The sequence below is a fragment of the Mycobacterium sp. E2327 genome (assembly GCF_001672675.1).
GTDB lineage: Bacteria > Actinomycetota > Actinomycetes > Mycobacteriales > Mycobacteriaceae > Mycobacterium.
The window spans coordinates 19121-43197 of sequence record NZ_LZKE01000175.1 but is presented as its reverse complement, the minus strand read 5'-3'; the positions used below and the strand labels follow the sequence as shown (position 1 = coordinate 43197).

At 68.3% G+C, this 24077-nt stretch carries 24 protein-coding genes; 8 read left to right on the top strand and 16 right to left on the bottom strand.

The genetic code is table 11. The features are described from left to right. Positions 1-100: 100 nt before the first annotated feature. From A5712_RS20745 to A5712_RS20715, 7 genes are all read right to left on the bottom strand, one after another. Entirely contained in the window at positions 101-1642 is a 1542-nt protein-coding gene (locus A5712_RS20745; protein ID WP_068108984.1) for a multicopper oxidase family protein, read from the bottom strand. Further along, on the bottom strand, positions 1639-2046 hold the full coding sequence (locus tag A5712_RS20740; protein WP_082973553.1) for a hypothetical protein: 408 nt from the start codon (positions 2044-2046) through the stop codon (positions 1639-1641). Before A5712_RS20740 ends, A5712_RS20745 begins: the two co-directional genes overlap by 4 nt. Before the next feature lie 2 nt (positions 2047-2048). Beyond that, positions 2049-2417, bottom strand: coding sequence for a DoxX family protein (locus A5712_RS20735; protein ID WP_068108981.1), 369 nt, complete (start codon positions 2415-2417; stop codon positions 2049-2051). A 130-nt stretch (positions 2418-2547) separates the two neighbouring features. Next, the gene (locus tag A5712_RS20730) at positions 2548-3024 is read right to left on the bottom strand and encodes a MarR family winged helix-turn-helix transcriptional regulator (RefSeq protein ID WP_068108978.1); all 477 of its coding nucleotides are present in this window, start codon (positions 3022-3024) and stop codon (positions 2548-2550) included. 44 nt (positions 3025-3068) lie between these two features. After that, positions 3069-3734, bottom strand: coding sequence for an NAD(P)-dependent oxidoreductase (locus A5712_RS20725; RefSeq protein ID WP_197519457.1), 666 nt, complete (start codon positions 3732-3734; stop codon positions 3069-3071). An 89-nt stretch (positions 3735-3823) separates the two neighbouring features. Beyond that, positions 3824-4447 (bottom strand): MBL fold metallo-hydrolase, encoded by a 624-nt coding sequence (locus A5712_RS20720; RefSeq protein ID WP_068108974.1) that lies wholly within the window; start codon positions 4445-4447, stop codon positions 3824-3826. Next, positions 4447-5532 (bottom strand): S-(hydroxymethyl)mycothiol dehydrogenase, encoded by a 1086-nt coding sequence (locus tag A5712_RS20715; protein WP_068108972.1) that lies wholly within the window; start codon positions 5530-5532, stop codon positions 4447-4449. Before A5712_RS20715 ends, A5712_RS20720 begins: the two co-directional genes overlap by 1 nt. A gap of 180 nt (positions 5533-5712) precedes the next feature. Between A5712_RS20715 and A5712_RS20710 the strand changes: the two genes are divergently transcribed. The 3 genes from A5712_RS20710 (at position 5713) to A5712_RS20700 (ending at position 8189) form a co-directional block, all read left to right on the top strand. Next, positions 5713-6732 carry a class I SAM-dependent methyltransferase gene (locus A5712_RS20710; RefSeq protein ID WP_068108968.1) on the top strand — a complete coding sequence of 340 codons (1020 nt, stop codon included), beginning with the start codon at positions 5713-5715 and terminating at the stop codon, positions 6730-6732. Further along, on the top strand, positions 6729-7553 hold the full coding sequence (locus A5712_RS20705; protein ID WP_068108965.1) for a serine hydrolase: 825 nt from the start codon (positions 6729-6731) through the stop codon (positions 7551-7553). Before A5712_RS20710 ends, A5712_RS20705 begins: the two co-directional genes overlap by 4 nt. A gap of 123 nt (positions 7554-7676) precedes the next feature. Beyond that, complete coding sequence (locus tag A5712_RS20700; protein ID WP_067160110.1) at positions 7677-8189, top strand: DUF3145 domain-containing protein; 513 nt, start codon at positions 7677-7679, stop codon at positions 8187-8189. 81 nt (positions 8190-8270) lie between these two features. Here A5712_RS20700 and A5712_RS20695 read toward each other — a convergent pair whose 3' ends face one another. Next, positions 8271-9194, bottom strand: coding sequence for a diacylglycerol kinase (locus A5712_RS20695; protein WP_068108962.1), 924 nt, complete (start codon positions 9192-9194; stop codon positions 8271-8273). Beyond that, positions 9191-10771 carry an FAD-binding oxidoreductase gene (locus A5712_RS20690; RefSeq protein ID WP_068108990.1) on the bottom strand — a complete coding sequence of 527 codons (1581 nt, stop codon included), beginning with the start codon at positions 10769-10771 and terminating at the stop codon, positions 9191-9193. The genes A5712_RS20695 and A5712_RS20690 overlap by 4 nt, the downstream gene beginning before the upstream one ends. Before the next feature lie 66 nt (positions 10772-10837). Here A5712_RS20690 and A5712_RS20685 point away from each other — a divergent pair, with 66 nt between their 5' ends. From A5712_RS20685 to A5712_RS20665, 5 genes are all read left to right on the top strand, one after another. Continuing rightward, on the top strand, positions 10838-11407 hold the full coding sequence (locus A5712_RS20685) for a TetR/AcrR family transcriptional regulator (protein ID WP_068108960.1): 570 nt from the start codon (positions 10838-10840) through the stop codon (positions 11405-11407). After that, positions 11395-12933, top strand: a complete 1539-nt coding sequence (locus tag A5712_RS20680) for a glycerol-3-phosphate dehydrogenase/oxidase (RefSeq protein ID WP_068108957.1) — start codon at positions 11395-11397, stop codon at positions 12931-12933. The genes A5712_RS20685 and A5712_RS20680 overlap by 13 nt, the downstream gene beginning before the upstream one ends. A 41-nt stretch (positions 12934-12974) precedes the next feature. After that, on the top strand, positions 12975-13604 hold the full coding sequence (locus A5712_RS20675) for a TetR/AcrR family transcriptional regulator (RefSeq protein WP_068108953.1): 630 nt from the start codon (positions 12975-12977) through the stop codon (positions 13602-13604). A gap of 78 nt (positions 13605-13682) precedes the next feature. Then, positions 13683-15293 (top strand): FAD-dependent monooxygenase, encoded by a 1611-nt coding sequence (locus A5712_RS20670; protein ID WP_068108949.1) that lies wholly within the window; start codon positions 13683-13685, stop codon positions 15291-15293. After that, positions 15290-16033 (top strand): GDSL-type esterase/lipase family protein, encoded by a 744-nt coding sequence (locus tag A5712_RS20665; protein ID WP_068108947.1) that lies wholly within the window; start codon positions 15290-15292, stop codon positions 16031-16033. Before A5712_RS20670 ends, A5712_RS20665 begins: the two co-directional genes overlap by 4 nt. Before the next feature lie 73 nt (positions 16034-16106). Here A5712_RS20665 and A5712_RS20660 read toward each other — a convergent pair whose 3' ends face one another. The 7 genes from A5712_RS20660 to A5712_RS20630 all read right to left on the bottom strand — a co-directional run bounded on the left by A5712_RS20660 (position 16107) and on the right by A5712_RS20630 (position 23972). Next, positions 16107-16994: a hypothetical protein gene (locus A5712_RS20660; protein WP_068108942.1), complete on the bottom strand. Its 888-nt coding sequence runs from the start codon at positions 16992-16994 to the stop codon at positions 16107-16109. A 130-nt stretch (positions 16995-17124) separates the two neighbouring features. Continuing rightward, positions 17125-18546 carry an acyl-CoA carboxylase subunit beta gene (locus A5712_RS20655; RefSeq protein ID WP_068108940.1) on the bottom strand — a complete coding sequence of 474 codons (1422 nt, stop codon included), beginning with the start codon at positions 18544-18546 and terminating at the stop codon, positions 17125-17127. Positions 18547-18590: 44 nt separating this feature from the next. Then, positions 18591-19844, bottom strand: a complete 1254-nt coding sequence (gene kasB, locus A5712_RS20650) for a 3-oxoacyl-ACP synthase KasB (RefSeq protein ID WP_068108938.1) — start codon at positions 19842-19844, stop codon at positions 18591-18593. Between the two features lie 79 nt (positions 19845-19923). Beyond that, positions 19924-21174, bottom strand: coding sequence for a 3-oxoacyl-ACP synthase KasA (gene kasA, locus A5712_RS20645; protein WP_068108935.1), 1251 nt, complete (start codon positions 21172-21174; stop codon positions 19924-19926). Further along, positions 21171-21518: a meromycolate extension acyl carrier protein AcpM gene (gene acpM, locus A5712_RS20640; protein ID WP_068108932.1), complete on the bottom strand. Its 348-nt coding sequence runs from the start codon at positions 21516-21518 to the stop codon at positions 21171-21173. The genes kasA and acpM overlap by 4 nt, the downstream gene beginning before the upstream one ends. A gap of 79 nt (positions 21519-21597) precedes the next feature. Further along, positions 21598-22506 (bottom strand): ACP S-malonyltransferase, encoded by a 909-nt coding sequence (locus tag A5712_RS20635; protein ID WP_068108929.1) that lies wholly within the window; start codon positions 22504-22506, stop codon positions 21598-21600. 140 nt (positions 22507-22646) lie between these two features. Then, positions 22647-23972, bottom strand: a complete 1326-nt coding sequence (locus A5712_RS20630; protein ID WP_068108926.1) for a CdaR family transcriptional regulator — start codon at positions 23970-23972, stop codon at positions 22647-22649. Between the last annotated feature and the right edge of the window lie 105 nt (positions 23973-24077).

Sequence of the window (24077 nt, the reverse complement as noted above, 5' to 3'; positions counted from 1 at the left end):
ACCGCATCAGCCAGTTCCCACGCCAGGTCGGATTCGGCCCTATCGTCCACGTATTCATTGTCGTTGGCCGGGGCGGTTTCTGCTGAGCGAGCCGGGCGACCTAGAGCGTGACGAAGTCGGCCATCATGGCCATGTCTTCGTGCTCGAGGTTGTGGCAATGCACGAGATACGTTCCGCGATAGTCGGTGAATTGGACGGCGACCTCCACCGCCCCGGACGGCGCGACATCGACGGTGTCTTTCCATCCGCGATCGAAGCGGCCCGGCGGCCTGTTGTTGCGGGATAGCACCTGGAAGTGATTGAGATGCACGTGGATCGGGTGCCGGATGTCTGTGATGAACCGCCAGATTTCGATGTCACCCAGGCGCGGTCTGGCCAGCGGAACCCCCGGCTGGTACGGCTTGTTGTTGATCGTCCACATGCCCGCGCGGCCTTGCCCGAACAGGAAGGTGCGGGTGGACACGGCGCGACCACGCTCTAGCGGGGTATAGCTTTCACCGAGTTTCTCGGGAATCGTCGTTTCGTCCGATCGGTCGGTGCCGACGACGTCGAAGCGCATGATCTCCGAGGTGGACTGGGCGCCAAGCGCGTTGGTGAGTCGCACCCGGGTTCCCGACGGGTAGCGGGAGAAGTCGACGACGAGGTCGAACCGTTCGGCCGGGGCGATGTCGACCGCGTCGTGGTTGATCGGTGCGGCCAGCAGGCCGCCGTCGCTTCCTATTTGGGTGAATGCGGACCCGCCGGGCGGCGGCGGGTCGAGTTGCAGCCGGTACCGGCGCGCGTTGGAGGCATTGAGCACCCGGAATCGGTACCGCGCGGGGTCGGTTTCCAGCACCGGCCACGGCGCCCCGTTGACCAAGACGACGTCACCGAGCACACCGTTCATGTAGGGATGGGCGACGTCGCCGCCCTCCGTGGTCGGGTACTGGAATGAGCCGTCGGCGCCAAATGACCGATCGGTGATCATCAGCGGTATGTCGCGGCGGCCGCGCGGCAGCGGCAGGGCGTCCTCTTCGTCGTCGTGCACGATGTGGAACCCCGCGAGCCCCCGCCAGACGGCCTGACCGGTGTAGCCCATGCGGTGATCGTGATACCAGAGGGTGGCCGCGCGCTGCTGCATCGGATAGACGTAGTCACGTTGCCCGACAACCGAATTGCGTGACATGCCGGACATGCCGGTGTGGCCGGCCGCGGCATCTGGCGCATGCGGCTCGATGAGGTCGAGCGGGTACCCATCGTTGTCCGGCGGGGTGTGGCCGCCATGGAGGTGCACCGCCACCGGTACGGGCAGGGCATTGTGATGGCGGATCACGGTTCGCCGACCCGACCGCGACTCGATCGTCGGCCCGGGAAACGTCCCCCCGTAGGTCCACGCTCGCGTGGTCAGGCCGGGAAGTATCGCCAAGTCAGTAACCTGCTGGGTGATGGTGTAGTAGTCCGTCGTGCCGTCGGTTTCGCTGGGGGCCAGGCGAACCGGTATCGGCAGCGGCGTCTGGTAACGCGGCGGCAGCGGCGTGCGGCTGGACAGCAGCGTGCCCGGCTCGGCCGGCCCCAGCGCCGTCTGCGCCGCCGGCAACGCGGCTCCGACGACGCCGGCGCCCGCGGTGAGCAGCCCCGCGCGCAGCACGGCGCGGCGGTTCATCGTGTCGCCTCGAGGTCCGCGCCGGCGCGCATCGGCAGGGGGATGCGCCAGATCATCATCACCAGTTGGACAATCCCGGCGACCAGCAGCACACCGAGCGGGACGTGTAGGGCGGTGAGGCGCAGTTCGCCGGTTGCGAACTCGGCGACGAGCAGCAGGGTCTGCACGACGCCCGCGAAGAACGGTCCCCGGCGGCCTGTGCTGCGCCAGACCCACGCCAGGATCACGATCTGCACCGCGGAGGTGACGGTGATCGCTCTGGCGTCAAGCGCGTGCAGCCGCAGCGCGTCGTACTGGCCGCCGAGAAAGTTGCCGGCCAAGATCGCCTGCGTCACGGCCCAGGCGACCATCAAGGCGGTGCTGAAGCGCGCCAACAACAATGGCGCACGCGCGGCCTGTTTCATGGTCACAAGACCCCGGGGTGGGCCGCGATCGCGGCGGTCAAGGTGGCACAATTGAGCGCGAGCAGAAACGCGCCGAACATCATCTGACCGGTGATGTCGTGGGCGAGCACATGGGTGTAGACGGCACACACGAAGAACATCACCAACCCTGCCGCGGCCGCGATGCCGATAGCCGGAACCCACAGACCCACAACGAGTCCGACGGTCCCCAGCGTCTTCAACGTGCCGATGGGAAACCTCAACCACGAGACCGGCACGCCCGCGCTCGCCATCCCCGGAAGGATCGGCGCGAAGTGAACCAGTGCCGCGACGCCGGAAAAGCCATCGAAGGCGATCGCGATGAGGGTTATGACGAGATATGTCGTGTGCACGACGCGCTCCTATCGAGCCAGAGGCAGGTTAGTCACGGATTATGATCATCACTATATGTGACAATCATGCGGAGTGCCAGACCCTGCACCGGTCTCGGTGAAGCTCGTCGGAGCGGTTGCAGAACGCGTGTCAGCGCGTCAGGCCCGGGTGGACCCCCGGGATAAGGCCCGCTCCGGCCGCGACCCGCTGCAAAAGTCGCCGCAGCGTGGCGCGTTCCGTCGCGGACAACGGTGCGGCGATCTCGTCTTCCAGCTCACGGCCCTGGTCGTGCAGGGCCGGTAGCAGGCGGCGGGCCTTGGCGGTAAGGGTCACGGCCACCGCCCGTCTGTCGTCGGGATGGGTCAACCGCTTGGCTAGCCCGCGTTGCTCAAGGTTGTCGATGACCATGACCATGGCGTTGCGGTGAATGCCGAGGCGTTCGGACAGCTGGCGCTGCGACTGGCCGTCGGCGGCGGCCAAGGCCAACAGCACCGCGTACGTGCGCGGGTCGGCTCCGATCGGCGCCAGCCGCCGCTGGAAATCGCTGCTGACATGGGCGCCCAACTGCGAGAGCAGAAACGGGATCCGTTCGTCGAGTTCGGTGATGCCGGAGCCCTGTTCAGTCATCGGCTAAGGCTAACACCGGCCGGGATTGTCACGGGTCAGGATAATCAGTACGACACGCCGACTGGCTGCTGGATCGTCTGCGCCGACGCCAGGGCGTCGAGCATGGCGTGCGCAACGTCGGCCCTCGAGATGGCCGAGCCGCGGGCCACGTTGGCGCCCACCACCGTGCGGTAATCGCCGGTGAGGGGCCGGTCGACGAGCCGGGGCGGACGCACGACGGTCCACTCGACGTCGCTGTGCTGCAAGAGGGATTCCATGTCGGCAAGGTCGGCATAGACGTTTCCCAGAACGGTTTTCAGGACAGGAAGCAACACCCAGCGCGTCATCAGACGCTCGCCTTCGGCTGTCGGACCCACCGGCAGTGCGCTGACGGCGACGAATCGCTTTGTCGCGCAGGCGTTCATCGCCGCCAGGATCGCGCGGGTGCTGCTGCTCACGACGGGCCCGTCTTTGCGTCCACGCGGGCCGAGAGCCGACAGCACGGCGTCGCTGCCGCGGATCGCCGGGATGAGGGTGCCGGGATCGTCGAGCGCGGTGACCGTGACGACGTCCAGCGCTGGACGTGTCACGCCCAGCCGGCCGGCATCGCGTACGACGGCGACCACGCCGTAACCCCGTTCCAGCGCTTGCTTTACCAGCTCGCGACCGACGCCGCCGGTCGCTCCGAATACCGTGATCTGCATGAGTCCGCCTTCCGCGATGATTATCACTGCACGTGACAATACAGCAATAAGACGGATTTGACCGGTCGAGTTTTGGACTCCGGATCGAGGAGGTCGAGCAGGGTCGATCGGGCGGCCTAGTGGCCGCGGGCCACCCACTCTTCGTAGTGCACGATCTCGTCGCCGATGGTGGTGCTGTCGCCGTGGCCGGTATGCACGATCGTCTCGCCGGGCAGCGTGCCGAGGCGCTCCGAGATGGACTGCAGGATCGTCGGGAAATCGGAGTACGAGCGGCCGGTGGCGCCGGGGCCGCCGGAGAACAGGGTGTCGCCGCTGAACACGACGCCCAGGTCATGCGAATACCAGCACACCGATCCGGGGGAGTGGCCCGGGGTATGCAGCGCCCGCAACTCCGTGCCTCCCACGCTGAGTGTCTGGCCGTCGGAGATGGAGCGGAAGTCGCTGTCCGGGTGCGTCATTCGCCACAGCACCTCGTCGGCCGGATGCAGCAACACCGGCGCGTCGAGCGTCTCGCCGAGTTCGGGCGCGACCGTCACGTGGTCGTTGTGGCCGTGCGTGCACACCACCGCGACCACGTGGCGGCCGGCCACGGCCTCGACGATCGGCGCCGCATCGTGGGCGGCGTCGAACACCACGACGTTGGAGTTGTCGCCGATCAGCCAGATGTTGTTGTCGACTTCCCAACTGCCGCCGTCCAATTCGAACGTGCCGTGGGTCACCACCCGATCGATGTCCACCATCAGAGCAGCACCACCGATCGCAATATCTTGCCGCCATGCATCTTGTGGAACGCCTCCTCGACGTCGTCGAGCCCGATGCGCTCGGAGACGAACTTGTCCAACGGCAGCCGGCCCTGCAGGTACAGGTCGATCAGGGTGGGGAAGTCGCGCTCGGGCAGGCAGTCGCCGTACCACGACGACTTCAGCGATCCGCCGTGGCTGAAGAAGTCCACCAGCGGCATCTCCAGGCGCATGTCGGGCGTCGGAACACCAACCAGCACAACGGTTCCCGCGAGGTCGCGGGCGTAGAAGGCCTGCTGCCAGGTTTCGGGGCGGCCCACCGCGTCGATCGCCACGTTGACGCCGAAGCCGTCGGTGAGGTCCTGGATCGTCTTCACCACGTCGAACTCGCGGGCGTTGATCGTGTGGGTGGCGCCGAACTTGCGGGCCAGGTCCAGCTTGGTGTTGTCGGTGTCGACGGCGATGATCCGCCGGGCCCCGACCAGTGCCGCCCCGGCGATCGCGGCGTCGCCCACGCCGCCGCAGCCGATCACGGCGACGGTGTCGTCGCGGGTCACCGCCCCCGTGTTGATCGCGGCGCCGATGCCGGCCATCACGCCGCAGCCCAGCAGGCCGGCGACGGCGGGGTCGGCCTGCGGATCGACCTTGGTGCACTGGCCGGAGTGCACCAGCGTCTTGTCGGCGAACGCCCCGATGCCCAGCGCCGGGGTGAGTTCCGTGCCGTCGGTCAGTGTCATCTTCTGGGTGGCGTTGAACGTGTCGAAGCACAGGTGCGGGCGGCCGCGCTTGCAGGCCCGGCACTGCCCGCACACGGCGCGCCAGTTCAGGATCACGAAGTCGCCCGGCTCGACCGCCGTCACGCCCGGCCCCACCGCTTCGACGCGGCCGGCGGCCTCGTGGCCGAGCAGGAACGGATACTCGTCGTTGATGCCGCCTTCGCGGTAGGTCAGGTCGGTGTGGCAGACCCCGCAGGCGATGACGTCGACCACCGCCTCGCCGGGCCCCGGGTCGGGGACGACGATGTCGACCAGCTCGACGGGTTCGCCCTTCTTGCGTGAAATCACTCCGCGCACTGTCTGACTCATAGGCACCAACCTACTGGCGGGCTTTGCGCGTCGTTGCGTCGAGTCTGCGCTGAGATCGCCCACTTGGGTCAAACGCACGCGCTGAGCGCAGACTCGGCGCGACGGGACCCGGTGTAGCGTCTGCAGAACGTGACGGCACCTGAGACAACCTCCGAGACCACAGAGGAATTCGCCGGGCGAATGGTCGCGGCCATTGACGGCGCGAGCCTCACGATCCTGCTGAGCATCGGGCACCAGACCGGCCTGCTGGACACGATGGCCGGGCTCCCGCCGGCCACCAGCGCGCAGATCGCCGAGGCCGCCGGCCTCAACGAACGCTATGTGCGCGAATGGCTGGCCGGCATGACCACCGCGCACGTCGTCGACTACGACCCGGCCGCCGCCACCTACACGCTGCCCGCCCACCGGGCGGCCGCTCTCACCCGCGCGGCCGGGCCCGACAACCTGGCGTTGGTGGCCCTGTTCCTCCCGCAGCTCGGCGAGGTGGAGCAGAAGATCGTCGGCTGCTTCCGCGACGGCGGCGGGCTGCCCTACAGCGAGTTCCCGCGCTTCCACGCGCTGATGGCCGAGCAGAGCGCCGCGGTGTTCGACATCGCGCTCGTCGACGTCGTGCTGCCGTTGGTCGACGGCCTGCCCGACCGCCTGCGCGCCGGGGCCGACGTGGCCGACTTCGGCTGCGGCAGCGGCCACGCGATCAACGTGATGGCACAGGCGTTCCCGGCGAGCCGGTTCACCGGCATCGACTTTTCCAAAGAGGCCATCGCGACGGGAGTCGAGGAGGCGGCCCGGCTCGGCCTGACCAACGCCTTCTTCGAGGCGCACAACCTGACCGACCTGGACAAGACCGAGGCCTACGACGTCATCACCACATTCGACGCCATCCACGATCAGGCACAGCCCGCCCGGGTGCTGGAGAACATCTACCGCGCGCTGCGCCCCGGCGGCGTTTTCCTGATGGCCGACATCAAGGCGTCGAGCCGGCTGGAAGACAACGTTGACGTCCCGATGAGCACCTACCTCTACACGGTCTCGCTGATGCACTGCATGACGGTGTCGCTGGCGCTGGACGGCGTCGGGCTGGGCACCGCCTGGGGGACGCAGCTGGCCACGTCGATGCTCGCCGACGCCGGGTTCGCCGACGTCCGGGTGACCGAGATCGAGGGCGACCCGATCAACAGCTACTACATCGCCAGGAAGTGACCGCCCTCGACGCGCTCGATGACTGGCCGGTGGCCAATGCGGCCGCCGCGGTCGTCGGGCCGGCCGGCGTCCTGGCCAGCCACGGCGACACCGCGCGGGTCTTCGAGCTGGCCTCGGTCACCAAGCCGCTGGTGGCCCGGGCCGCGCAGATCGCCATCGAGGAGGGCGTCGTCGAGCTCGACACCCCCGCCGGCCCGCCCGGCGCCACGGTCCGGCACCTGCTGGCGCACGCGTCGGGCCTGGCGATGCACAACGATCGGGTGCTGGCCAAGCCCGGCACCCGGCGGATGTATTCCAACCAGGGCTTCACCGTGCTGGCCCGAACCCTGGAGGCCGAGTCGGGAATCGAGTTCGGCCGCTACCTGTCCGAGGCGGTGTGCGAGCCGCTCGGCATGGCCACTACCCGGTTGAACGGCGGCGCCGCGGCCGCCGGGTTCGGCGCCACCTCGACCGTCGCCGACCTGGCGGCCTTCGCCCGTGAGCTGCTGCGGCCGGCCGTTGTGTCGCCGCAGCTGCACGCCGAGGCCACGACCGTGCAATTTCCCGGCCTGGACGGGGTGCTGCCCGGCTACGGGGTGCAGCGGCCCAACGACTGGGGCCTGGGTTTCGAGATCCGCGACGGCAAATCGCCGCACTGGACGGGGTCGCGCAACTCGGCGCGGACGTACGGCCATTTCGGCCAATCGGGCGGGTTTATCTGGGTCGATCCCGAGGCCGACCTGGCGCTGGTGGTGCTGACCGACCGCGATTTCGGCGAGTGGGCGTTAGAGCCGTGGCCGGCGATTTCGGATGCGGTCATAATTGACCACTCCGCACACTAGCGCAACAGGGGCATCAGAGGGCACAATAGACACGCAGGACACAAAACTTTATATGCATCCCGCTTGTCCGGGTTCACCAGGTCGTTGGGGAAGACGTCCCTCGTGGAACCGAAGGAGCAGGAGATGCGTGCGTCGAACCAATTTGCCGACGTGACGACGGGTGTGGTGTACGTCCACGCCTCGCCCGCGGCGGTGTGCCCGCACGTCGAGTGGGCGTTGTCGTCAACCCTGCAGTCGAAGGCCAACCTGGTCTGGACGCCGCAGCCGGCGATGCCCGGGCAGCTGCGCGCGGTCACCAACTGGGTCGGGCCGGTGGGCACCGGCGCCCGGTTGGCCAACGCCCTGCGCTCCTGGTCGGTGCTGCGGTTCGAGGTCACCGAGGACCCGAGCCCGGGGGTCGACGGCCAGCGGTTCAGCCACACCCCGCAGCTCGGCCTGTGGAGCGGGTCGATGAGCGCCAACGGCGACGTCATGGTCGGCGAAATGCGGCTTCGGTCGATGATGGCGCAGGGCGCCGACTATCTGGCCGCCGAGCTGGACTCGGTCCTGGGCACGGCGTGGGACGAGGCGCTCGAGGTGTATCGCGACGGCGGCGACGCCGGGGAAGTGACCTGGCTCAGCCGGGGCGTCGGATAGGCCTCGCTGGCCGCGGGATCTCGGGACCATTAGGCGATCCCGAAACTTGATAGCGCATGCGCTATCGGATTCCAGAACCGCCTAATGGTCCCCAGACGCGCGTGGACGGAGCACGTGCGCCGCGGCGGGGACCGCGGAAATCTCGGCGGGCAGCGCGCAGGCGAAGTCGCCGTCGGCGTAGACGTTGATACCGGGGCACTCGACGTGGATGGTCTTGGCGCGCGCCGTGGTCACCTCGTCGAGGTCGACGTGCGTGCCCTTCATGACGGTGGGGAACAGGCGCACCAACTTGGTGCGGGACGCCGAATGCGCCATGGTGATGTCGAGCAGGCCGTCGGTGGGATCGGCGTTGGGACAGATCAGCAGGCCGCCGCCGTAGCTGCGGGTGTTGCCGAACGCCGCCAGCGTGATGTCGGCGTCGATCTCCCGCGTGCCATCGAGCACCATGCGAAAGGGCAAGAGCCGCAACTGCGACAGCTCGGCGAGCATCGCGAGGTAGTAGCGCAGCCGCCCGTGCGGCCAGGTCATCCGGTTGGCGCGGTCGGTCACCAGGGAGTCGAACCCGGTGGCCGCGACGGTGCCGAACCACTTCTCGGTGTCACCCCACCGGATCCGGCCCAGGTCGATGGTCTGCGTGCAGCCGTCGACGACGACGTCCGCGGCGGCCTCGGGATCCTTTGTGGGAATGCCGAATTCGCGGGCGTGGTCGTTGCCGGTGCCGGCCGGGATGATGCCCAGCGGAACGTCGGTGCCCGCCAACACCTGCAGCGCGTTGGAGACGACGCCGTCGCCGCCGGTGACCATCACCGCGTCGGTGCCCCGCTCGAGCTCGGCGGCGACCAGGTGGCGCGCGTCCTCGGCGTCGTCGCCGACGATCTCGGTGACCTGCACGCCCCGCTCGTGCAGCCGGGCGATCGCGACCTGCGCGGCACGGATCGCGGCGCCGTGACCCGAGACGGGATTGGTCAGCGCGGTCACCTTGCCGATCTCGCGCTGAGCGGTCACGGAATCAGCTTGCCGGGGTTGAGGATTCCGGCCGGGTCGAGCGTCGACTTGACCGCGCGCAGGACCTGCACGCCGAGTTCGCCGACCTCGTCGCGCATCCAGGGCCGGTGGTCGGCGCCGACCGAATGATGGTGGGTGATGGTTCCGCTCGCGGCGATGATCGCGTCCGAGGCGGCCTTCTTGGCGGCCCACCACTGCTCGATCGGGTTGCCGCGCTGCCCTGCGACGATCGTGAAGTAGAGCGACGCGCCGGTGGGGTAGACGTGCGAGATGTGGCACATCACCAGCGCGGGTGTGCCGGATTCGGCCAACGCGCTCGTAAGCGCCTCGGTGACAGCGGTTTTCAGCCTCGGCACGTTCGACCAGTCGGTGGCGGTCTCGAGGGTCTCGCAGAGCGCGCCCGCCGACAGCAGCGAGTCGCGCAGGTACGGCGCGGCGAACCGGCCCCGCTCCCAGGCCTGCGCCGGCGCCTCGCCCAGAGACGTGCCGCCGCGGGCCGCCAGCAGCGCGCTGGTCTCGGCGTGCCGGCTCTCGACGTGCTCCTTGGTGCCCTCGAACACGGTGATGCCCAGGCAGCCGCCGGTGACCTGGCTTTCGCCGATCGCCTCGGTGGTGGCGAGGTTGACCCCGGTCTCGACCTCGTCGGAGAGCCGAATCACGGTGGGGCCGGTCGCATTCTGGGTGACGGCGCGCAGCGCGGCGGTCCCGGTCTCGAAATCGGGGAACGACCACGCCTCGTAACGCACGGCCTCGGGGACGCGGTGCACGCGCAGGCGCACCTGGGTGATGACGCCGAACGCCCCCTCCGAGCCGAGCAGCAGCTGGCGCAGGTCGGGACCCGCGGCCGATTCCGGCGCGCGACCCAGCTCCATCGTGCCCACCGGCGTGACCATCCGCAGGCCGCGAACCATGTCGTTGAACCGGCCGTAGCCCGCCGAGTCCTGACCGGAGGACCGCGTCGCGGCGAAGCCGCCGATCGTGGCGTACTCGAAGCTCTGCGGGAAGTGCCCGAGGGAAAATCCGCGTTCGCCGAGCAGGCGTTCGGCGTCCGGGCCGGTGACCCCGGCCCCGAAGACGGCCTGGCCGGACACCTCGTCGAGCTCGATGAGCCGGTCGAAGCGGCGCAGGTCGAGCGACACGACGGCGCCGAACTCGCCGCGGGTCGGGTCGAGACCGCCGACCACGCTGGTGCCGCCGCCGAACGGGACCACGGCGATGCGGTGCTCGGAGCAGTAGCGCAGGATGGCGCCGACGGCGTCGTCATCTCCGGGCAGCAGCACGGCGTCGGGCGCGTCCTGCACCCCGGGATCCTTGCGGCGCAGCAGGTCGAGCGTGGACTTGCCGCCGGCGCGCAGCAGGCGGTCGCGGTCGGCGGTGCGGCAGTGCTCGGCACCGACGATGCCGGCCAGGGCGTCTTTGTCGGCTTGCGACAACGCCGACGGGCGCAGCTTCACCTCGTCGGCGTCGAGGTCGGGTTGGTCCGAATCCTGCAGTCCCACCGCCTGTTTCAGCAGTGAGCGGATGCCCTCGGAGAGCGGCTTCGCGGCGGCGGGATCCCCCCACGCGTTCCATTTCATCGGCGGGAGGAGTTGCTCGGCGTGCGTCATGCGTTACAGTATTACACATGCGTTACAGTATTACACATGCTGTCAATCAGTAACGCACGGCCGGACACCCGCGACCGGATCCTGTCGGCCGCGGCCAGCTGCGTCGTGGACTTCGGGGTGGACCGGGTGACCCTGGCGGAGATCGCCCGGCGGGCCGGTGTCAGCCGGCCGACGGTGTACCGGCGCTGGCCGGACACCAAGTCGATCGTCGCGGCGCTGCTGACCCAGCGCATCGTCGGCGTGATGCGCGACGCGCCGCTGCAGGGCGACGACCGGGAATCGCTTGTGCGACAGATCGTTACGGTCGCCGACCTGCTGCGTCACGACGAGCTGGTGATGTCGGTGATGCATTCGGAGCTGGCGCCGATCTACATCACCGAGCGCCTCGGCGCGAGCCAGCAGATGCTGATCGACGCCCTGGCCGAGCGGCTGCGCGCGGCCCAGCGGCACGGCAGCGTCCGCGCCGGCGACCCGCTGCAGATGGCCACGATGGTGTTGCTCATCGCCCAGTCGACCATCCAGTCCGAGCGGATCGTCCGCCCGATCCTCGACGCCGACGCGCTGGCCGCCGAACTCGCCTACTCGCTGAACGGATACCTGTCGTGACCGCCTTGAACGCGGCGCGCCGCACGGCCGACCTGACGGCGCTGGCCGACGGCGAGCCGCTGGACGTCGTCGTGATCGGCGGCGGCATCACCGGGGTGGGGATCGCGTTGGACGCCGCGTCGCGGGGCCTGCGGGTGGCGCTGGTGGAAAAGCACGACCTGGCGTTCGGCACCAGCCGCTGGAGCTCCAAGCTGGTGCACGGCGGCCTGCGCTACCTGGCGACCGGCAACGTCGGCATCGCCCGGCGCAGCGCCATCGAGCGCGGAATCCTGATGACGCGCAACGCCCCCCATCTCGTCCACGCGATGCCGCAGCTGGTGCCCTTGTTGCCGTCGCTCAGTCACGCCAAGCGGGCCCTGGTCCGCGCCGGGTTCCTGGCCGGCGACGCGCTGCGGGCGCTGGCGGGGACGCCGTCGTCGGTGCTGCCGCGGTCGCGGCGCGTCTCGGCGCAGCGTGCCCTGGAGATGGCGCCCACGGTTCGGCGCGACGGCCTGGACGGCGGCTTTCTGGCCTACGACGGGCAGCTGATCGACGACGCCCGGCTGGTCACCGCGGTCGCGCGGACCGCTGCGCAGCACGGCGCGCGCATCCTGACCTACGTCGCGGCCTCCGAGGCGTCGGGCACCTCGGTGCGGCTGACCGATCAGCGCACGGGGCAGTCGTTCGACGTGTCCGCCCGCGCGGTCATCAACGCGGCCGGGGTGTGGGCGGGGGAGATCGACGGCTCGTTGCGGCTGCGGCCCAGCCGGGGGACGCACCTCGTTTTCGACGCGAGTGCGTTCGGGAATCCGACTGCGGCGCTTACCATTCCGATTCCCGGTGAGCTCAATCGCTTCGTGTTCGCCATGCCCGAGCAACTGGGCCGGGTGTATCTGGGCCTGACCGATGAGGCCGCGCCCGGCCCGATTCCCGACGTGCCGGAGCCGTCCGAGCAGGAGATCGCGTTCCTGCTGGACACCGTGAACACCGCGCTGGGCAGCGAGCTCGGCACCGCCGACGTGATCGGCGCCTACGCGGGTCTGCGGCCGCTGATCGACACCGGCGAGGGCCGCACCGCCGACGTGTCGCGCGAGCACGCCGTCGTCGAGGCCCCGTCGGGAGCCATCAGCGTGATCGGCGGCAAGCTGACCGAATACCGCTACATGGCGGAGGACGTCCTGGACTTCGCCGTCGGCCGGCGGGGGTTGCGCGCGGGCGACTGCCGGACCCGCAACCTGCCACTGATCGGGGCGCCGGGCAATCCCGGGCCGGGCGCGGGTTCGAGCGCGGGACTCCCGGCGTCGCTGGTGGCGCGCTACGGCGCCGAGGCGCCCCACGTCATCGCTCAGGCGACCTGCGACCGGCCGACCGAGCCCGTCGCCGAGGGCATCGACGTGACCCGCGCGGAGTTCGAGTACGCCGTCACCCACGAGTGCGCGCTGGACGTCGACGACATTCTCGACCGGCGAACCCGGATCGGTCTGGTTGCGCGCGATCGCGAGCGCGTCGTGTCGGTGGCCAAGGAATTCGTGACGAACTTCGGCTGAGGATATCATCGAACGGAACTAGCCCGTATCGTTAGGAGCATATGAAGCGGGAAAGCGACCAGGCAAGCACGTCGAGCCGGACCCGCAGTCCGGGACGCCTCGATCGCTCGCTGGACGCGGCCATCCTCGACGCGACCCTGGCGGGCGTCGCCGAAGTCGGCTATGACCGGTTGAGCATGGACGACATCGCGTCGCGCGCCGGCGTCGGGAAGGCGGCGATCTACCGCCGCTGGCCGTCGAAGGAGGTGGTCGTCGCCGACGCGATCGCGCACTGGAGGCGGCGGCTGGGGCCCATCGAACCGCCCAACACCGGCAGCCTTCGTGGTGACATCGACGCGCTGGTTGCGGCCACTCCAGACTTGAATGATGCTGACACGCACATGATTCGGGTGGTCGTCGGCGTGGCGACGGCGGCTATGCACAACCCCGTCCTGGCGGCCGCTCTGGACGACCTGGTGCTGTCCACCCCGCGACAGGTTGTCCGCGCGGTGCTCGACCATGCGGTGGCCCGCGGGGAAATCCCGGCCGACCGCGACCTCAGCCTGATCCCCGACGTCGCGCTGGGCCTCAACGTGTTGCGGGTGATCACCGGGCGTCCGATCGACCGGGTCTACGTGCGGCGCATGCTCGAAGACGTGATCTTGCCGATGGCCGGGGAACCGGCGCCGTAGTTGTTGCGTATCCCGCCGCGCCGTGCCACATTGGAGGCTAAGCGGAACTAGTCAGTTCCGTATAGATGGGAGGCGGCGATGAACGTCAAACACGTCCCGGTGTTGATCGTCGGCGCGGGAGCCGCCGGCCTGGCCACCTCTGCGTTGCTCGCCAAACACGGTGTTCGCTCGCTGGTGGTCGAAAGGCGCGGTGAGGTGTTCATCTACCCGAAGGCGCGCAACCTGAGCTTCCGCAGCTTGGAGATCCTGCGCGGGCTTGGATTGGCCGACGAGGTCCATGCGATCGCCCATGGCGTTTCCGACATGGTGAGCAAGCCGACGCTCAACAGTGCCGAACAGCGTCAGGCGCTCGACGTCAACGCGATCTTCGCGCCGTTCAAGGATCTGAGCCCGGAGCCCGGCGGCCAGTACTGCCCGCAGAGCGCCTTCGAACCGATCCTGCTTACCCTCATCCGCCGGCACGGTAGCGAGGCGCGCTACAACACGGAGTTGGACTCGTTCGAACAGGACGAAAGCGGCGTCATCGCGGTCATCCGCGATCGCGAGTCGGGCGCGACCGAGGCGGTACGCGCCGACTATCTCGTCGCCGCCGACGGTGTGCACAGCCCGATCCGCGACGCGCTGGGCGTGACGACCTCCGGCTACGGGGCACTGCCGATCTATGTCGTGTTCGTCTACTTCCGGGCGCCGTGGCGAAAATTCGTCGGCGACCTCGGCGCGGGCGACGGCATCCAGGTTAAGAACCCGGACGTGGAGGGCATCTTTCTGCCGGTGCGCGACGACTTCGGCATGTTCATCAACACGTACTTTCCCGCCCGCGGCGAATCCGCCGAACAGTTCACCGCGCAGCGGTGCCGCGAGATGCTGACGAAGGCGATCGGCGAGCCGATCGACGTGGAAGTCATCGACGTCGCACCCTGGCAGCCGTACGAGCGAGTCGCCGACCAATTCCGCTGCGGCCGAGTGTTTCTCGTCGGCGACTCGGCGCACACCATGCCGCCGTTCAAGGCCGGCGGAGCCAACACCGCTATCCAGAGCGCGCACAACCTGGCCTGGAAGCTGGCCAGCGTCTTGAACGGGACCGCCGGCACGGCGTTGTTGGACACCTACCATGCCGAGCGGCACCCGGTCGGGCGCTTCAACGCGCGCCAGTCGCTCACCGGGCCGTCGCTGGCCTTCCTGCGGTTGGACGACGACCGCCCGCTATTGCCGCCGGACGAAGAGGCGCCCATGTTCGCGCTGCTGATCGGATACCGATACCGTTCTGCCGCAGTGGTTTCCGACGATCCCGTTCCGCCGGATGCCGACGCCGTGTCGCTGGTGGACGAATTGCGCGGGCAGCCCGGCACCCGCGTCCCGCACGCCTGGGTCGTCGACGGCGGAAAGCGGGTCTCGACCCTCGACCTGCTCGGGCCCGGTTTCACGCTGCTCACCGGAGACGACGACGCCGCGTGGTCGGACGCCGCGGCCTGCGCGTCCAAGGCCGCCGGCGTCCCAATCACCGTGCGGCGCATCGGGACCGCGGTTGACGTCGACCGCTCGTGGTCCGCCGCGACGGGACTCGCGCCCGACGGGGCGTTGTTGGTGCGACCAGACGACTTCGTCGCCTGGCGCGCCGACGAGGTCCCGCGCTCACCGGGTGACGAGCTCGGTCGGGTGCTGTGCCGCATCCTCGGCCGCGCGCCATGACCGACCCGCCGCGTTCCGAAACGGTGGCGTGCCTGGGGTCGAGCACCACCGCGTCGAGGGAAACCTACAAATGGATCGACGAGCTGGAAAAGCGGCCCCGCAACAACCGGTTTCGCTTCGTCAACCTCGGTGTCGGCGGGGATCTGTCGGCCAACGCCGTCCGGCGCCTCGACCGGGTGATCGCGCGCCGGCCGGACCGGGTCATCGTGCTGATCGGCAGCAACGACATCATGGCGAGCGTCTTTCCCAACTTCCGGCGATTTGTTCGCGTGTGGAAGGGGCTTCGCGAAGAACAGTCGCCGGCGCGGTTCGAGGAGAACCTGGCCGTCATCGTGCGCCGGCTGCAACGGGAGACCAACGCCAGGGTCGCGCTGAGTTCCCTTGCCCCGGTGGGGGAAGCGCCCGGCTCACGCCATCCGGTGCAGGCGCGGCTCAACGACCTGTTCGCCATGTACAACGGCATCATCCGCGAAGCGGCCGCGCGGGAGTCCACGGACTACATTCCGTTCTACGAAGCATTCCAGGAGCGCCTCACGGCGGAGGCGACGACCAAACCGTTCACCCGGTTCTCCTTCGCGGCGCTCTACCGTGACTACCTGTGGCGAGAAATGGTGCTACGCCAAAGCTTTGACGAGATCGCGCGGCGCAACGGCTGGCAGTTCCACATCGACGGCATTCATCTCAACACCAACGGCGGGCGCATCCTCACCGAGGCAGTTCAGCGGTTCCTGGACTCCTGAGTTACCCCGCGAGCAGACGCAGAATCGCACTGCGCGACGGTCTTTTATGCGATTCTGCGTCTGCTCGCCATAATTAGCCGGCTTTGCGTGCACGGTCCAAATGGGTGGCGATTCGCATGGCAAGTCGCTCGGGCTCGCGTCTTACATCGTGGACGACGATAGGAATGATCGTCCATCCGAGTTCCTGGATGATGCCGGATCTTGTTTTGTCTCGGAGCATCTCGCTGCGTCCCGCATGCCACTCGATGCTTTCATATTCAGCCGCTAGGCGCATCTCCGGCCATGCAAAATCGACTCGCCACAATTCACCGTCGCGACCATAAATTGGATATTGAAGTTCTGGAAGGGGGAGCCCGTGGTCGATCATTACGAGTCGAGCCTCGCTTTCCATCGCGGATTCCGCACGTCCGTCGGCGAAGGGAAGAAGTCCCCGCACGGCCACTATCCCGCGACGGCCCCGCTGCTCGGTGACCGCACGTACGAGTTCTGCACGGCTGCAACGCATCGAACGCAATGCGGCGTCAAGTGTTGCGATTGCCCGGGGACGTGGCAACTGCCTCGCGACTTCGACAGCGGTCCAGGCAGGTGTGGTCGCGAGACGGCCTGCTATCCGTTGCAATGGGGCGCCAGTACGTTGGTGAACCATCAGGCCGACCGTGGGACGCATTCGTACGCCAGGATCGAGGATGTGGATTGCGGTCGCGTTTTCCGTGTCGAAGCCGTACAGGGCCGCGGCTGTGTTCATGCAGACAACGGCGTGCTGCCCCATAAACATGTCCAACGCGGTCAGGCGACGTGAAAGATCCGGCTCCTCAGCGGCGTAAACCCCGTACCAGACGCGTTTGAGGCCACCGTTTCGAACTTGGACGTCGAGCTGCTGCCGGGTCATTACCGTCAGCAACTGTGCGGTGGTGGCGAATCCGCCAGCCTGCTGCAGGACTGCGAGCGCTCCAGTATGCACCGCCAGAGCATGCGAGGAGCACGCCGTATTGGCGAGTCACCGCTGGGGATAGAGGGCCGAGCAGACGCAGAATCGCACTGCGCAGCGCGCTTTCGTGCGATTCTGCGTCTGCTCGCGGTAAAGAGGTGAGTTACAGCGGGATGTTCTTGTGGCGTCCGCGGCGCGCCGGCGCCTGGGCCAACGCCTCGGTGAGCTTGCTGCGGGTGTGCGCCGGGTCGATCTTCTCGTCGACCACCCCGATCTCGATGGCGCTGTCGACGCCGCCGGCGATCCGCTCGTGCTCGGCGGCCAATTCGTCGTGCAGCGCTTCGCGTTCGTGGTCGGCCGCGGCGGCCAGCTTCTTCTTGTGCAGGATGCCGACGGCCGCCTTGGCGCCCATCACCGCGACCTCGGCGTCCGGCCAGGCGAACACCTTGGTCGCGTTCAGCGAGCGGGAGTTCATCGCGATGTAGGCCCCGCCGTAGGTCTTTCGGGTGACCAGGGTGACCCGGGGCACGGTGGCCTCGCCGAACGCGTGCAGCAACTTGGCGCCGCGGCGCACCACGCCACCCCACTCCTGGTCGACACCCGGCAGGTAACCGGGCACATCGACGACCACGATCAGCGGGATGCCGAACGCGTCGCACAGCCGCACGAAACGTGCCGCCTTCTCGGCGCTTTCGGAGTTCAGGCAGCCGCCGAGCCGCAGCGGGTTGTTGGCCAGCACGCCCACGGTGCGGCCCGACAACCTGCCCAGCCCGACCACCATGGACGGCGCCCAGTTGGCCTGGAACTCGTCGAAAGGTGTGTCGGAGTCGAGGATCGCGGTCACGATCGGATGCACGTCGTAGGCCCGCCGCGCCGACTCGGGCAGCAGCGCGTGGATGTCGGTGTCGCCGGCCTCGGCCTTGCTGCGGTCGAAATGTCCTTGCTGGCAGAACAATCCGACCAGTCGGCGGCCACGCTCGTAGGCGTCGAGCTCGTCGTCGGCGACGATGTGGCACACCCCGGACTTCTTGTGGTGCGTCTCCGGGCCGCCGAGCGACGCCATGTCGACGTCCTCGCCGGTGACGCTGCGCACCACGTCGGGTCCGGTGACGAACACCCGGCTTTCGGGCGCCATCACGACGACGTCCGTCAGCGCCGGTCCGTAGGCGGCGCCGCCGGCGGCGAAGCCGACGACGACCGAAACCTGCGGAATGTAGCCCGACGCGCGGATCATGGCCTCGAACACCAGCCCGACCGCGTGCAGCGCCCGGACCCCCTCGGCCAGCCGGGCGCCGCCGGAGTGCCAGATGCCCACGATCGGGCTCTGTTCCTCGATGGCGGTGTCGTAGGCGTTGACGATGTGCGTGCAGCCCTCGATGCCCATCGCGCCGCCCATCACGGTGCCGTCGGTGCAGAACGCGATGGTGCGCAGACCGTTCACGGTCCCCGCGGCGGCCAGCACGCCCGAGCGGTCACGCTCGTGCAGGAGTTCCACGCTGCCGTCGTCGAAGAAGTTGCTCAGGCGCAGCAACGGGTCTCGGGGGTCGAGCGACTCACCAACCGACGAGGGGGCCATGATTGTCATCGCAGGTCTCCTGATTCCGAGTGTGCCCGGGCTATAGGGCGGGTTTAGTACCGCCCGAAAGCGATCGCCACGTTGTGACCGCCGAATCCGAACGAGTTGTTGATCGCGTACTTGTAGTTGCCCGGCCGCGGCTTGCCCGCCACCACGTCCAAATCGATCTCCGGATCGAGGTTGACGAGGTTCAGTGTCGGCGGGATCACCTGCTCCCGCAACGCGAGCACGGTCAGGATCGACTCCACCGCGCCGACCGCACCCACCGAGTGGCCGAGAGCGGACTTGGGCGCGTACACCGCCGGCTTGTGGCCACGCAGCGCGTTGTTGATGGCGCGGCCCTCGGCCAGGTCACCGACCTGGGTGCCGGTGGCGTGGGCGTTGATGTGGTCGATGTCGCCGGGCGTGAGGTCCGCGAGCTGGATGGCCCGCGTCATCGCGTGTCCGGCGCGCTCGCCGTTGGGATCCGGCGCCACCATGTGGAAGCCGTCCGAGGTGATGCTGGCCCCCATGATCCGGGCCAGGATGTTGGCGCCACGAGCCTTGGCGTTCTCCTCGGTCTCGATCAACATGAGCGCCCCGGCCTCGCCGAACACGAAGCCGTCGCGGTCCTTGTCGAACGGGCGGCACGCACCGGCGGGGTCGTCGTTGTTGGTCGACATCACGATGCGCATCTGGGCGAACCCGGCGATGGGCACCGCCTCGATCCTGGTCTCCACCCCACCGCAGATCGCGGCGTCGGCCTCACCGAGCACGATCTGTTGCCACGCGCGCGCGATGCCCTCCGAGCCGGACGCGCACGCCGAGATCGGCGTCATCACACCGGCTTTGGCGTGCCGTTCCAGTCCCACCGCCGCGGCGGCGCCGTTGGGCATGTACTTCTGCACCGCCAGCGGCGAGACCGCCTTCATGCCGCGAGCGCGCATCTCGTCGTAGCTGAAGACGAGCTCTTCGGCCGAGCCCAGCCCGGTGCCGATGGACACCGCCAACCGGTCGGTGTCGAGCTCCGGGTTGCCGGCGTTCTCCCACAGCCGCCTGCTCAGGACGGTGGACATCTTCTGCAGGTACCCCATCCGGCGCAGCTCGACGCGCGTGAGCTGACTGTCGAATTCCTCCAACAGGTGCCCGCCGATGCGGACCGGCAGGTCGAACTCCTCGACGAACGGGTCATCGAGGGTGCGGATGCCGCTTTGGCCGTCCAACAACAGCTTCCACGTGTTCTCCGCGTCTGTCGCGAGTGCGGTCGTCATGGCAACGCCGGTAACCACTACATTGGGGAGCGCTTTCCCCGTAACCAGCTCCGTCATGGCTTTAGCGATCGTTCCTTCCGTGTTGTCCGGCTCCTCCGCGGCCGCCTTCGGCCGCGGGGTCGCCGGACGTCCTGCCTCAGTAGCGCCCGAACGCGAGCGCCACGTTGTGACCACCGAAGCCGAACGAGTTGTTGATCGCGTAACGGAATTCGCCGTAGCGAGGTTCGCCCGCGACCACATCAAGGTCGATCTCGGGATCGGGTGTTTCGTAGTTCAACGTGGGCGGTATGACGCCGTCCCGAAGGGTCAATACCGTCAAAACGGATTCCAGCGCGCCTACCGCGCCGATCGAGTGGCCCAGCGCCGACTTTGGCGCATACACCGCGGCGTGCTCGCAACCGGCGACACGGAGCGCGTTGGCCTCCGCGGCGTCACCGATCGGGGTCGCCGTCCCGTGCGCGTTCACGTGGTCAATGTCCTTGGCGGACAAGCCCGCCAGCTCCAACGACCGCGTCATCGCACGACCGGCACGAACACCGTCCGCGGCGGGCGCCACCATGTGGAAGGCGTCCGAAGTGATACCGGCACCCAACAGCCGGGCCAGCGGCTTGGCACCGCGGGCCTTGGCGTGCTCCTCGGTCTCGATGAGCATGAGCGCACCGGCCTCGCCGAACACGAAGCCGTCACGGTCCTTGTCGAACGGACGCGAGGCCCGCTCGGGCTCGTCGTTGCGAGTCGACATGGCCCGCATCATCGAGAACGCCGCGATGGGCAGCGCCTCGATGGGACCCTCGACGCCGCCCGCCACGGCGACGTCAGCGTCACCCATGACTATTTGACGCCACGCGTGCGCGATTGCTTCCGAGCCCGACGAACACGCCGAGACCGGGGTCATCACGCCGGCGCGAGCACCGAGCTGCAGGCCGACGGTGGCGGCGGCGCCGTTGGGCATGATCATCTGAACCGCGAGCGGCGACACCTTGCGGGGGCCGCCCTCGTTCATCAGGTCATAGCTCTCGACGATCCGCTCGGCGCCACCCAGGCCCGTGCCGACCACGACGGAGAACCGGTCGGGGTCGACATCGGGGCTGCCGGCGCTCTCCCAGAGCTGACCGGACAGCAGCTTGCCCATCCGCTGGACGTAGGACATCCGGCGCATGTCGAGCCTGCCCATGTGGTTATCGACGGGCTCCTTGAGGTGTCCACCGATCTTGACGGGCAGGTCCCACTTGCTGACGAACTCGTCTTCGAGTACGTGGATGCCGCTTTCGCCGGCCAGCAAACCCTTCCACGTGCTCTCGATGTCCGGCGCGATAGACGTCGTCGCCGTGACGGCGGTTACCACAACGCTGGGGTAACCGCCATTAGCAGTGGAAGGCTTGGTCACTTGCTGTCCGCTTCCATCCTCGCCTTGACGTTGGCAACGGCCTCGGGGTTCTCGGACTCGATCTTGGCGCGCAGCGCGGCGGCGGCCTCGGGGTCCTCTTCCTCGAGCTTCTGGATGTAGGCGACGACGTCACCGACGGTGCGCAGGCCGGCCAGGTCCTCGTCGGGGATCTTCACGCCGTACTTGTCCTCGGTCTGCACCGCGATCTCAACCATCGACAGCGAGTCGATGTCCAGGTCGTCGACGAACGACTTCTCCGGGGTGACCTCGGAGGGCTCGATACCGGTCACCTCTTCGATGATCTCGGCGATACCGGCGATAATTTCTTCCTGAGTGACGGCCACGGCCTATTCCCTTCGTAATGTGTTGTGTGCAAATCGGATTGACGTTTGCAATTTTTATTTCCTGGCGAAAGCCGGCGGTCTAGAGGCTTGCCAACTCGTCCAGATCTGCGGGTGACTTCACGGCACGGGCCGTAACCCCCCGAAGTTCGCGCTTGGCGATGCCGGTGAGCGTCCCCGCCGGGGGAAACTCCACGATCGCCGCGATCTCGTGCGCACTCATCGTCTCGTTGCACAGATCCCAGCGCACCGGCTGGGTCAGTTGGGCGACGAGCGTGTCCATCGCTGCCGCCGCCGAGGCGACGGGCTTTCCGTCCCGATTGGAAAGCAGCGTGGCGGTGGGCTCGGCGGTCGCGACGGCGGCCGCCGCGGCGGCGTAACCGTCCAGGGCCGGAGCCATGTACTTGGTGTGGAACGCCCCGGCGACACCGAGCGCGCGGACGCGGGCCTTGGCTGGCGGGTCCTCGGCGAGCTTCTCCAGCGCGCCCCGCGGGCCCGCGGCGACGATCTGCCCGGGCGCGTTGCGGTTGGCGGGGAACAGGTCGAGCTCCTCGAGGCGGCTCAGTACCTCGGCCTCGTCACCGCCGAGCACCGCGGACATGCCGGTGGGCTCCATGGCGCAGGCCTTGGCCATTTCGGCGCCGCGGGTGGCGGCCAGCGCGACGGCGTCATCAGCGGCCAGCACGCCCGCGATGGCGTAGGCCGCGATTTCCCCGACGGAGTGGCCGGCGACTATGAATTCTTCACCGGCGAGCAGCTCACGCCTGGTCAGCTCCTGATGAGCGAGCAGCGTGGCCGCGACGATCAGGGGCTGGGCGACCGCGGTGTCGGTGATCTCCTCGGTCGATGCGGTGGTCCCGAGCCGAACCAGGTCCAGGCCGCTGGCCTTGGACCACAGGGCCAGCTGGTCTGCGGCGCCTGGCAGCTCCAACCACGGCGACAGCATCCCCTCCGTCTGCGAACCCTGTCCGGGCGCAAGCAATGCAATCACGTGTTTAAGAGAACACTGTGGAAACGGTTTTGGCGGGTGTAACAGATTATGAACCTCGTCTTAGGTTTTTGTGAGCATCCTACAAAATCGCCCCGTAAGCTACGGTTTTGATACCGGCCTGCGATCTGTTGCCTGAATCACTATCGCTCGCCCGTACCCGCCACACCAGTCCTGACCGGCAGCGGGACCGGCGTCAAGACGTTGTTGTCGATGCTGGACGGCTGTGCTGGGTAGTTCAACTGGCCCACCGTCGACGCCACACGCAGCACGTATGCGTCGCGTGGCTGGGTGGGATCACGCCCGGTGAAGTCGGTGATGCGCTTGAGCCGGTATCGGACGGTGTTTGGATGAACGAACAACTTTCTGGCACAAGCCTCAATCGCGCCGCCACAATCTAAGTACGCGTCGAGCGTCTCGATCAGCGTCGGCCCGGCCGCGGCGAGCGGCCCCATCACGTCGGTGTGCAGCGCCACGATCGCCGACGCGTCGCCCATCAGGGCGCGCTCGGGCAGCAGTTCGCGGGCCAGCACCGGCCGCGGCGCCCCCCGCCAGCCGGCGACGGCGTTCATCCCCGAGATCGCCTCGCTGGCGCTGTGGTAGGCCGCGGTCAGCATGGGCGCCGTCGGCCCGATCACCACCGGGCCGTCCGACAATGCATTCAAGAGGTCCGCCAGGAATTTGTCGGTTAGCGATAGTTGGCCGGACACGATCGCCACCAGCCAGGTGCCGTGCACGTCGGTGAGCGCCGCCCGGCCGTGATGCGCGGCGATGTCACGGACGCTCTGGCTGGCCCGCCGGGTGCCGCCGTCGCCGTTCGAGCCGTCACGATCCGGGGCCGGGATCCCGACGACGACCGTCGCCGGGGCGGTGGTGTCCCAGTTCAGCGCCGCGGCGCGGGACAGCAGCTCCGGGCCGGTATCGCCGCGGACGACCGCGTCGACGACGCTGGCCTCCATCCGGCTGTCCCAGGTGCCGCGCGCCTCGGCCGCGTTCGCGTAGGACGAGGCTGCAGTGAAGGCCAGGTCGCGGCTGTACTTCAGGATGCCCACGGTCAGGGCGGTCAGCTGCTCCTCGGAGCGGGCCACCAGGGGCACGACCTCCTCGAAGAACTCCATGGTGACGCGGGCCAGGTCCACGCTGTCGCGCAGCGCGATGCGGCGGGCGAGGTCCTGGGGCACCAATTCGAAGGCCTGCGCGGTGTAGCTGACGTCGCTGTGCGGGTCCTGCATCCACTCGACGAAATTGTTGATGGCCGTCTGCACCACCAGGGCCACGCTGGCCCGCTGGGAGGCCTCCAGGTCGGCGAAGAACGGCAACCGATCGCCCATGACCGACACCGCCTCGGTGGCCAGCCGGCCGGAGTACTGCTTCAGCCGGCGCAGCAAAGACTCCGGGACCGTGTCGAGCAGCTCAAGCGGTGATCGCGGGTGCTTGGCGAACGGGCCGGCGAAGGGGTTGTCATTCACCCCTAAAACCTACGCCATTTTTTGGAAGTATTCGCCAAAGCGGCGGGTGCGTCGGGGCCCGGCTGGCCGGCCACTCGCGGCTCAGCGCCCGGCCGGCGGGGCGCT

Excerpts from the sequence above, each read along its gene's own strand:
- A5712_RS20745 (WP_068108984.1), bottom strand. The coding sequence starts at position 1,642 with ATGAACCGCCGCGCCGTGCTGCGCGCGGGGCTGCTCACCGCGGGCGCC.
- A5712_RS20740 (WP_082973553.1), bottom strand. The coding sequence starts at position 2,046 with ATGAAACAGGCCGCGCGTGCGCCATTGTTGTTGGCGCGCTTCAGCACC.
- A5712_RS20730 (WP_068108978.1), bottom strand. The coding sequence starts at position 3,024 with ATGACTGAACAGGGCTCCGGCATCACCGAACTCGACGAACGGATCCCG.
- A5712_RS20720 (WP_068108974.1), bottom strand. The coding sequence starts at position 4,447 with ATGGTGGACATCGATCGGGTGGTGACCCACGGCACGTTCGAATTGGAC.
- A5712_RS20715 (WP_068108972.1), bottom strand. The coding sequence starts at position 5,532 with ATGAGTCAGACAGTGCGCGGAGTGATTTCACGCAAGAAGGGCGAACCC.
- A5712_RS20710 (WP_068108968.1), top strand. The coding sequence starts at position 5,713 with ATGGTCGCGGCCATTGACGGCGCGAGCCTCACGATCCTGCTGAGCATC.
- A5712_RS20700 (WP_067160110.1), top strand. The coding sequence starts at position 7,677 with ATGCGTGCGTCGAACCAATTTGCCGACGTGACGACGGGTGTGGTGTAC.
- A5712_RS20690 (WP_068108990.1), bottom strand. The coding sequence starts at position 10,771 with ATGAAATGGAACGCGTGGGGGGATCCCGCCGCCGCGAAGCCGCTCTCC.
- A5712_RS20685 (WP_068108960.1), top strand. The coding sequence starts at position 10,838 with ATGCTGTCAATCAGTAACGCACGGCCGGACACCCGCGACCGGATCCTG.
- A5712_RS20675 (WP_068108953.1), top strand. The coding sequence starts at position 12,975 with ATGAAGCGGGAAAGCGACCAGGCAAGCACGTCGAGCCGGACCCGCAGT.
- A5712_RS20670 (WP_068108949.1), top strand. The coding sequence starts at position 13,683 with ATGAACGTCAAACACGTCCCGGTGTTGATCGTCGGCGCGGGAGCCGCC.
- A5712_RS20665 (WP_068108947.1), top strand. The coding sequence starts at position 15,290 with ATGACCGACCCGCCGCGTTCCGAAACGGTGGCGTGCCTGGGGTCGAGC.
- A5712_RS20655 (WP_068108940.1), bottom strand. The coding sequence starts at position 18,546 with ATGACAATCATGGCCCCCTCGTCGGTTGGTGAGTCGCTCGACCCCCGA.
- kasB (WP_068108938.1), bottom strand. The coding sequence starts at position 19,844 with ATGACGGAGCTGGTTACGGGGAAAGCGCTCCCCAATGTAGTGGTTACC.